Annotated in this window: 6 protein-coding genes; 5 read left to right on the top strand and 1 reads right to left on the bottom strand. The window is 42.2% G+C overall.

Going from position 1 to position 7796, the window contains the following annotated elements; genetic code table 11:
* Window positions 1-76: 76 nt before the first annotated feature.
* Window positions 77-2125 (top strand): cellulose biosynthesis cyclic di-GMP-binding regulatory protein BcsB, encoded by a 2049-nt coding sequence (locus tag QUF07_RS12600; protein WP_289427705.1) that lies wholly within the window; start codon window positions 77-79, stop codon window positions 2123-2125.
* Window positions 2118-2981 (top strand): GGDEF domain-containing protein, encoded by an 864-nt coding sequence (locus tag QUF07_RS12595; RefSeq protein WP_217165061.1) that lies wholly within the window; start codon window positions 2118-2120, stop codon window positions 2979-2981. The genes QUF07_RS12600 and QUF07_RS12595 overlap by 8 nt, the downstream gene beginning before the upstream one ends.
* Here QUF07_RS12595 and QUF07_RS12590 read toward each other — a convergent pair.
* On the bottom strand, window positions 2978-3658 hold the full coding sequence (locus QUF07_RS12590) for an EAL domain-containing protein (protein WP_217165059.1): 681 nt from the start codon (window positions 3656-3658) through the stop codon (window positions 2978-2980). The genes QUF07_RS12595 and QUF07_RS12590 overlap by 4 nt on opposite strands.
* A 176-nt stretch (window positions 3659-3834) precedes the next feature.
* Here QUF07_RS12590 and QUF07_RS12585 point away from each other — a divergent pair, with 176 nt between their 5' ends.
* The 3 genes from QUF07_RS12585 (at window position 3835) to QUF07_RS12575 (ending at window position 7655) form a co-directional block, all read left to right on the top strand.
* Window positions 3835-5223, top strand: coding sequence for an FAD-dependent oxidoreductase (locus tag QUF07_RS12585; RefSeq protein WP_217165057.1), 1389 nt, complete (start codon window positions 3835-3837; stop codon window positions 5221-5223).
* Between the two features lie 5 nt (window positions 5224-5228).
* Window positions 5229-6383, top strand: coding sequence for a glycosyl hydrolase family 8 (locus QUF07_RS12580; protein WP_289427701.1), 1155 nt, complete (start codon window positions 5229-5231; stop codon window positions 6381-6383).
* 123 nt (window positions 6384-6506) lie between these two features.
* Complete coding sequence (locus QUF07_RS12575; protein WP_289427700.1) at window positions 6507-7655, top strand: GGDEF domain-containing protein; 1149 nt, start codon at window positions 6507-6509, stop codon at window positions 7653-7655.
* The last annotated feature ends 141 nt before the right edge of the window (window positions 7656-7796 follow it).

Here is a 7796-nt window from a genome sequence, read left to right as displayed (position 1 = left end):
CCTGTAGAATACAGGAATCAAGCCATGGTAGCTTAAATCAATATCTAAACTTGTCTAACTTTTCTGTTGCACTTCAATGCTATTAAACTTAGGGATCTTTTTTGTTTCTGGTAAAGCAGCGTTTGCCAAGGATCAAACCTATACTCAACCCTTTCAAAATCAAACCGTTACTTTATCTGGAAATGCGGTTCAAACAAACATGTATTTTGTGAAGATGGGATATTGGAACGTTAAACAGGCAACGCTGAACTTAAACTTTCAAGTTTCTCAACTCAGTGATAAACAAATTTCAGACATCACAGTTTCCGTAAACAACGTTAAATTCTATTCCTTTCGGCCCAAACGGGTTTCGGGAATCCAAACCAAGAAAATTAACATTCCAACTCGTTTACTGAGCGGTGAGAACAACATTGAGGTGAGTGGCCAGACTTTAAATAAGGGCGGTCACAAAAACTACCAACTCGCTCAAACACCGGCTAATTGGCTGACAATTTATAAAAATGCGAATATCAATTTCAAATATCAGTTGGTGCCACCAACGAAATCGGTCAAGTCCTTTTATGGCCACTTTACCGGTGCGGATACAATTGTGAACCGTAATGCGGTGATTACTACACCTAGTCAGCCGACAAATAATGAATTAGCTGCTGGGATGTATGCACTTTGTGGGCAATCACGCATCATTACGACTGAAACCGACCAAATCCCTGTGACAACCTTTAATGATTCACAGGCAAAGAAGGCCGCCTATCAGGTGGTGATCGCAACCTACGATCACTTACCAGCTAATATCAAAAAAATGGTGGCTAAAAATGACGTTGCCAATCAGGCCGTTATTAAAACCCATGATACGAAAACCAAACATTTGTTAATTGTGACGGCTAAGAATGGCGCCCTCTTGAAAAAAGCAGCCAAATATATTGCCAATCAAGAGTTGATGAAGGAAACCAGCCAAGCCACTAAGGTGATCACGCAGGATACGCCGACTTATACGTCAGTATTGCAATATGATGGCAGCGCTCAATTAACGAAACAAGATAGCCAAATTGTCGGTGCTAATCACCAGGAGCAAGCGTACTTTGTGAGCTTGCCGGTAGATCGTGACAATGCCGATGGTTCTGAGGTAAGACTTCATTTTCGATATGCCAAGAATTTGAACTTTAAGCGATCAATGGTAACCGTCCTGATTAACAACAGACCGATCGGTAGTAAAAAGCTAACCGCCAAGCATGCAAATGATGATGAGCTAACGGTCAAATTTCCAGCGGGGCAGTCTTTAGGAAACGAGTTTACCGTTCGCGTTGCTTTTGATCTGGATATTGATGATCAATCAAAGGCCAATAACAATCAAACGCCATGGGCAACGGTTAGCTCAAATTCAAAGGCGATTATTAAGTCGCAACCCAAAAATAGTTTGTTATTTAGTAATTATCCAGGGGTCTTCATCAAGAATCAAACTTTTGATAACTTGATGGTAGTCCGGCCAAAAACGATGACAGGCCCGGACTTTCAAACGTTATCTAATATCTTTAATCTGATTGGGAACTATGCCCAAAGTAATACAGGGAAGGTGACATTTGTGGGTCACCGCCCAAGTCGAGATCAATTAAAACGGAGTAGTGTGATTGCTTTTGGTGCACCCAAACAGAACCCATTCATCAAGTCGTTGAATCCCCAACTGTATTTTCAGTTCGGAAATCACTTCTCAAGTTTGGTCTCAAATGAAAAATTGAGTATTGAACACCAGTACGGGAAAACCGTTGGGACCGCTCAACTGTTAAGGTCGCCATTTAATAAAAGGCGAGCATTATTGGTGATCACTGGCGCCACTCCAACCGCGGCAGTTTTAGGCTCGACTCAACTTAATTTTCAAAAAAATATTGAGATGTACCGCAATCAAGATGGCCTGCTTGTCGATCCAGATAACAATCATTTCAGTTATCGCTTTAAAAAGCAGGCGGCAATTGAACCTGGCAAAACGGTTCAACAAAGATTCAGTCAGAATTCTAGAATCTTGATTTATTTGGCAGTTGCCCTGTTGTTCCTCATCATTATTGGAATTGCAATAGTTGCACTGCTAAGAAAAAACGGCCTCTTGAATCGAAAGGGTGAGCAAAATGAATGATAGTCAAAAAACGGCTTTACAAGCAGATATATATTTATTGTTATTTCTAGGCCTGTTGACGTTGACGGCTATTCTAATGACCGCGTCGGGGCACTTGTTGTTAAATACGATTTATATTGGTCTAACAGTTGCTTCCATTTTGATCACTTATTTTTGGGGGATTATTCCAGGATTAATTGAAAACGGCTTGTTCATTTTTGCCCAAATTCTGGTCATGATTTACCTGAATATGACTCAAGGGCCGCATATTCCACTGGCACTCACATTTTGGCTGATCGTGCCTTTGGGGTTATCATTTTTCGTCTATCAAATGACTGTTAAACAACGTCAATTGCAACGGCAAAATCAACAGCTTAGATCCAGTTTAATTGAGCAGGGGGCGTTCGATGTTCAAACAAAGCTCAGAACAATGGTTGCGATGGTTCAAGATGCCCAAGTTTTTATCGAAACCAATCGCCGCTTTGAGCTGCCGGTAACTGTCGGTATTATTCGAATTCGCTACTATGGTCAATTGAAATCGATGATGAGCGACCAGCAGATTTCAGTGTTGCTGGAACTAACGTCTAATGTGATGACAGTAACCACCCGTGAAAATGATATTACGTATTATCTAAATGAGCAGGTGCCCACTTGGGGAGTCCTATTGTTTGCTGATGAAGTTGGGGCGCAAATTGCTCTCGACAGAATAAGAGATGCCTTTAACCAGAAGTTAAAGGCATCAGCGGAGTTGGGGTCGTTAAATATTTCATTGATTAGTGGGGCCGCGCAATGGGATTCTTCTGAAATGCACGGTCCGTATGATTTAATTGATTCTGCGATTAAGGAAACCGAATATGATGTTGGTGAGTCAAATTAGCGGGGATCATCTTTAAATCGGAATAATCGAGGCTTGCCGTAATAGTAACCTTGGCGCAATGGCAGTTCAAGATCGTTGAGCATTTGATCCTCTTCGCTGGTCTCGGTTCCTTCAATAATCAATCGGGTTCTAGTCTCTTCTGCAATTGATTTCCAATTCATGAGCTTTTGAGGGATTTCTGTTTCCCGATGTTCTTGACGGAAATTTTGCATCGCAAATTTCACTTCATCGGCAACTTTGAGAAGGTCTTCAATTCGTGAATAGGTATTTTCACCAGTATCCACGTCATCAAGGCTGAGCTGAATTCCGTATTGTTGAAGAAGCCTGCCGTGGGTTTCAAGTTGGTGAGAAGCAATCTGTTCTTCACCAGCTTCTTCGGTCACTTCGACCACTAGGATAACCGGTAGCATTTGACGCTGGGCATCAATGAGTGCTTGAGTCATCTTTTCGTCCAGAAATTGGGTTCGATTGACATTAAACGACAGTGTCCGCACTTTGAGGGATAGTTCAGCCGCGGTCTGCTTTAGGAGGGCAATTTGGATTTCGATGGGGATGGCCGAAAAGCTTTTTGGCAAACGCCAACTTCCATCGGCGGCTTGTTTACGGATCAGCATTTCGTAGCCAATAATCGAATTGGCATAAACGTTGACTTGTGGTTGAATAAAGTATCGATACATTGAGTGAGGGCTCCTTAGACAGCTTGTGAAAAAGTTTCGCAAACTAAATTTAATCGCGTGGAACGAAAATCTCAGCTGATTGATTAAGTAAAGATGCATCATGCTTCGAAAATACATGTACAAATTTATTATGGGGTATTTGTAAAACAAATGAAAGTGTTTTGGAGGGGTTATTAATGAAAATCGTGATTATTGGGTGTACACACGCTGGCACAATGGCTGCAATTAGAATTTTAAAAGATCATCCGGAGGTAGACGTGGTCATTTATGAGCGGCACCAGAATGTGTCGTTCTTATCTTGTGGTATTTCGTTGTATTTGAGTGGTGAAGTTAAGCGGCTGGAAGATATGTTTTATTCTTCACCGGAAGATCTGAAAAAAATGGGGGCGATCGTAAAAACGGAACATGAAGTTCTCAGGATCGATGCAAAAAAACACCAAATTCAGGTCGCAGATATTGCAACTGGCAAGTTGATTGAGGATAGTTACGACAAGCTGATCATGTCAACCGGTTCTTCAGTTGCCTTGCCGCCGATTTTTGGAATTGATGAGTCAAAGGTCCTGCTTTGTAAAGATTATCAGCAGGCCCAGGCAATTTACCAGTCTGCCAAACAGAATCGGCGAATTGCGGTTGTTGGTGCGGGATATGCCGGGACTGAACTGGCAGAGAGCTATGCCACAACTGAGCATGAAGTACAGTTATTCCAAGGACGAGACCAAATCCTGAATAATTATGTCGGCAAAGAGTTGTCCGATCAACTGGTCAAACTGTTGGTTAATCATGGGATTGACCTTCACCTCGATCATCGAGTAACGGCCTTTCGTTCAAATGAAAATGGTGAGTTACAAATTGAGACTAATCAGGGAAATTATTCGGCTGATTTGGCCATCGTCGCAACCGGCTTTGTCCCCAATAGTGAGCTGCTGGCGGGTCAAGTGAAGGTGGAACGTCATGGGGCATTTATCGTGAATGATTATTTACAGACCAGTGATCCGGATATTTACGCGGCTGGGGATTGCGCAATGGTTCGTTTCAACCCAACCGGTACGCCGGCATACACCCCACTGGCAACTAATGCAATTCGTCAGGGAACCCTAATTGCGCTCAACATTTTTAACCAACAATATCCCTACATGGGGACTCAGGCAACATCTGCAATGAAGTTATTTGGCGAATGTGTCGCAACCACGGGATTGACACTGGAAAATGCGCAGCGTCACCATGTGCCCGCTGAACAGGTTGTCTATCAAGGGACTTGGCGGCCAACTTACATGCCGTCCACTGACCCGTTAACAATTGTGCTGGTTTATAATCCTGAAAATCGGCGGGTCTTAGGGGCTCAGTTGTGTAGTAAGCATGACGTTTCCCAGTCAGCCAACGCAGTTTCAGTTCTCATTCAAAACAATAATACGATTGATGATATGGCATTTATTGATATGCTATTTCAGCCAAATTTTGATTTTCCATTTAATTACCTCAACATGGTTGCTCAGCAAGCCGTTGATAAAGAATGGCAGAAAGGAAACGTGACCCCCAGGCATGCAACCCTGGGAAATCATCAGTAAAGCCGATGAAAATAGTTAAGTTTACATGGTTAAAAGTTATTTTGATTGTTGGGATGTTCTTGGGAAGTATGCTTGGAGCCAGTGCCTGCAGCCGAAAAACTGCAACAGTGATGCCTAAAACAAGTCCTAAGGTGCTTATTCCGAAAACCCTGGGCGAAAAACAGGCCAATTCTGCCAACCAGCAACGCCTCCAGAAGTTTATCAAGCAGAAATTATTGACGAAAAATGGGTTGTACACCAGTACTGTCAACCAAGGAAGTCAAACGAGCCTGGCAAGTGGGCATGACATGTTAAGTGAGTCGGTTGGAATGTGGCTTCAATATCTGAATGCTGACAAGCAACCAAGAAAGTTTCGGACATTATATTCACAGGCAAAAAAAGTCTTTAACCAGGGGCCTCAATTTAGCTATCGTTATAATCCAACAACTCACAAACAATACCCGGTAAATGCCACTCTGGATGATCTCAGGATTATCAAGGCTTTAGTCGTTTATGATGCGATTAATCATACAAATCGATATCAGAAAGAAGCCGCGACCCGATTCACCGCACTTACGAGTCACTGCATCGTAGGTGGTCAGCTGGTTGATTATTACGATGTTAACCAGGATCAAGCTGCTAAGAAGGGGTCGTTGGCGTATTTTGATTTACAAACGCTCCGTTATTTTGAAGGTGCAACTGCTCAGGGTAGAAGTCACTATCAAAAGCAGTTAAGAATCGTTCAAAATGGTTATTTGGGAGATGTCTTTCCACTATACCATGCCAGTTATAACTGGCAGACAAAGCAATATTCAGCTGATAATCTGAATACTTCAGAAGCCCTAGAGGTGTTACTTCATTTAGCAGAAGTAGGTAAATTAAAGGCAGCCAGCAAAAACTGGTTGGCCTTCCAAGTGAACAAGCAGGCGTTGAAAAACAGCTACCGAATTACAGGTGAAGTCGCTAATGATGGCCAATCGGTTGCCAACTACGCATTAGCGGCAATGATTTTTGCGACTATTGGCGATCGGGTTCACTATCAGACGGCAATGCAGTTAGTTTGGAAGGAACAAATTAGAGACAAACAATCTCCAATTTTTGGTGCGCTCAGCAATCAGCAAGCCCAAATTGCCTATTCGTTTAATAATTTGACGGCTCTGAATGCATCGTACCGAAAGTGAAAACGTGGAAAAATGAATGATGAGATTAACATGTTATTTTAACTTACTATTAAGAAAATGCCTGTAATATATCAGTTATCTTGAATAGTGAGATTAATGACGAAATGAAGGGAAGTGACAATCATGGCCATGACTGAGTGGCTGCTTGAAGGCCTGTTCTTAGGTATTTTTTGTGAGCTTGGTGTCATTATGAGTTACCATCTTATTTTATTAACGCCGGTTTTCCATAACTTAAGTCAATATCGAATGGACAAGATTACGAGCCGCTCAGCCATTAATTGGTTTACGGTTGGGTACTTCCTTCTGATTGGGTTCTTTTTTGAACTTTTACAGGTCAATTCGGGCAACCACGATTTATCAACGAATTTCATCATCCTCATCGTCATTATGTTGATTGGGATCGTTGATTATTGGCAGGATTTACTGGTGGTCGGCCTATTAACTGCCCTTCGATTGTTGATGGTGGGCATCGGTGACAGCGGATTTCTGCAGTTGGGAATTGGGCTTGCGTTTGTTTTAGGCTTGATGTTAATTCGAGCAGTCCTGACCCAGAAAACGGTTTGGCTCGACTTTGGGATTCAATCAGTGGCGATCCTGATATTCTGGTTGACCTTTTTTGTGCTAGGCGTTGTCAATATTGTCACTGTCTTTCAGTTAGTTGTTCAATATATTTGCTTGCTGGGAACATTTTATTTGGCCTTGAAATTAATCTATCAGGATAATGAGCTGATGGTGGTGCTCAGCCGAAATGCGAGTCATGATTACTTGACTGGGTTACTGAATCAACGCATGTATGAAGCCGATTTTCGTCAGCAGTTAGCCGTTGCCAAACAAAAAGCCACATCACTATCGTTAATTGCTTTTGATATTGACTATTTTAAGGATATTAATGACCATCATGGGCATGATGCCGGTAACCAGGTGTTGGTTGAAGTTGCGACAATTATTAAACAGATTTCCCGAAGCTATCAGTCTGGTTCGCGCCTTTATCGGGTTGGTGGTGAAGAATTCAATTTGGTATTACCAAATCTTGATCAAAAGAGTGCTGAACGGGTGGCATTGAGATGCTGCCAAATGGTTTCGCATTCGGGAATCCAATATCATGGAGCCAACATTCCGGTGACGCTGTCTGCAGGAATTTCTAATTTTACCAAAGGTGATACGCAGATCATTGATTTGTATCTCAGGGCCGATCGGAATTTGTATCTGTCCAAACAGCGGGGCCGTAACCGGGTCACGGTAAATGGGACAACGATGATTGCTGATCAATAGTCGATGAGATTGGAACAGCTCATTTGACTGATTTGCTTAATCCAAACAAATAGAGGCCAAGGGAAAATCGGTTCTACAATATCTGTTGTTGGTAATAGATTTTATCTATTACTGATGACAGATTTTTTGTTTCTCGTTAGA

The sequence above is a fragment of the Lentilactobacillus sp. TOM.63 genome (genome assembly GCF_030361045.1).
GTDB lineage: Bacteria > Bacillota > Bacilli > Lactobacillales > Lactobacillaceae > Lentilactobacillus > Lentilactobacillus dabitei.
The sequence above is the reverse complement of the archived record's forward strand: the minus strand, read 5'-3'. Positions and strand labels throughout refer to the sequence as shown.

Bases quoted from the DNA above. Each gene is read 5' to 3' on its own strand.
- QUF07_RS12580 (WP_289427701.1), top strand. From the start codon at position 5,229: ATGAAAATAGTTAAGTTTACATGGTTAAAAGTTATTTTGATTGTTGGG.
- QUF07_RS12585 (WP_217165057.1), top strand. From the start codon at position 3,835: ATGAAAATCGTGATTATTGGGTGTACACACGCTGGCACAATGGCTGCA.
- QUF07_RS12575 (WP_289427700.1), top strand. From the start codon at position 6,507: ATGGCCATGACTGAGTGGCTGCTTGAAGGCCTGTTCTTAGGTATTTTT.
- QUF07_RS12590 (WP_217165059.1), bottom strand. From the start codon at position 3,658: ATGTATCGATACTTTATTCAACCACAAGTCAACGTTTATGCCAATTCG.
- QUF07_RS12595 (WP_217165061.1), top strand. From the start codon at position 2,118: ATGAATGATAGTCAAAAAACGGCTTTACAAGCAGATATATATTTATTG.
- QUF07_RS12600 (WP_289427705.1), top strand. From the start codon at position 77: ATGCTATTAAACTTAGGGATCTTTTTTGTTTCTGGTAAAGCAGCGTTT.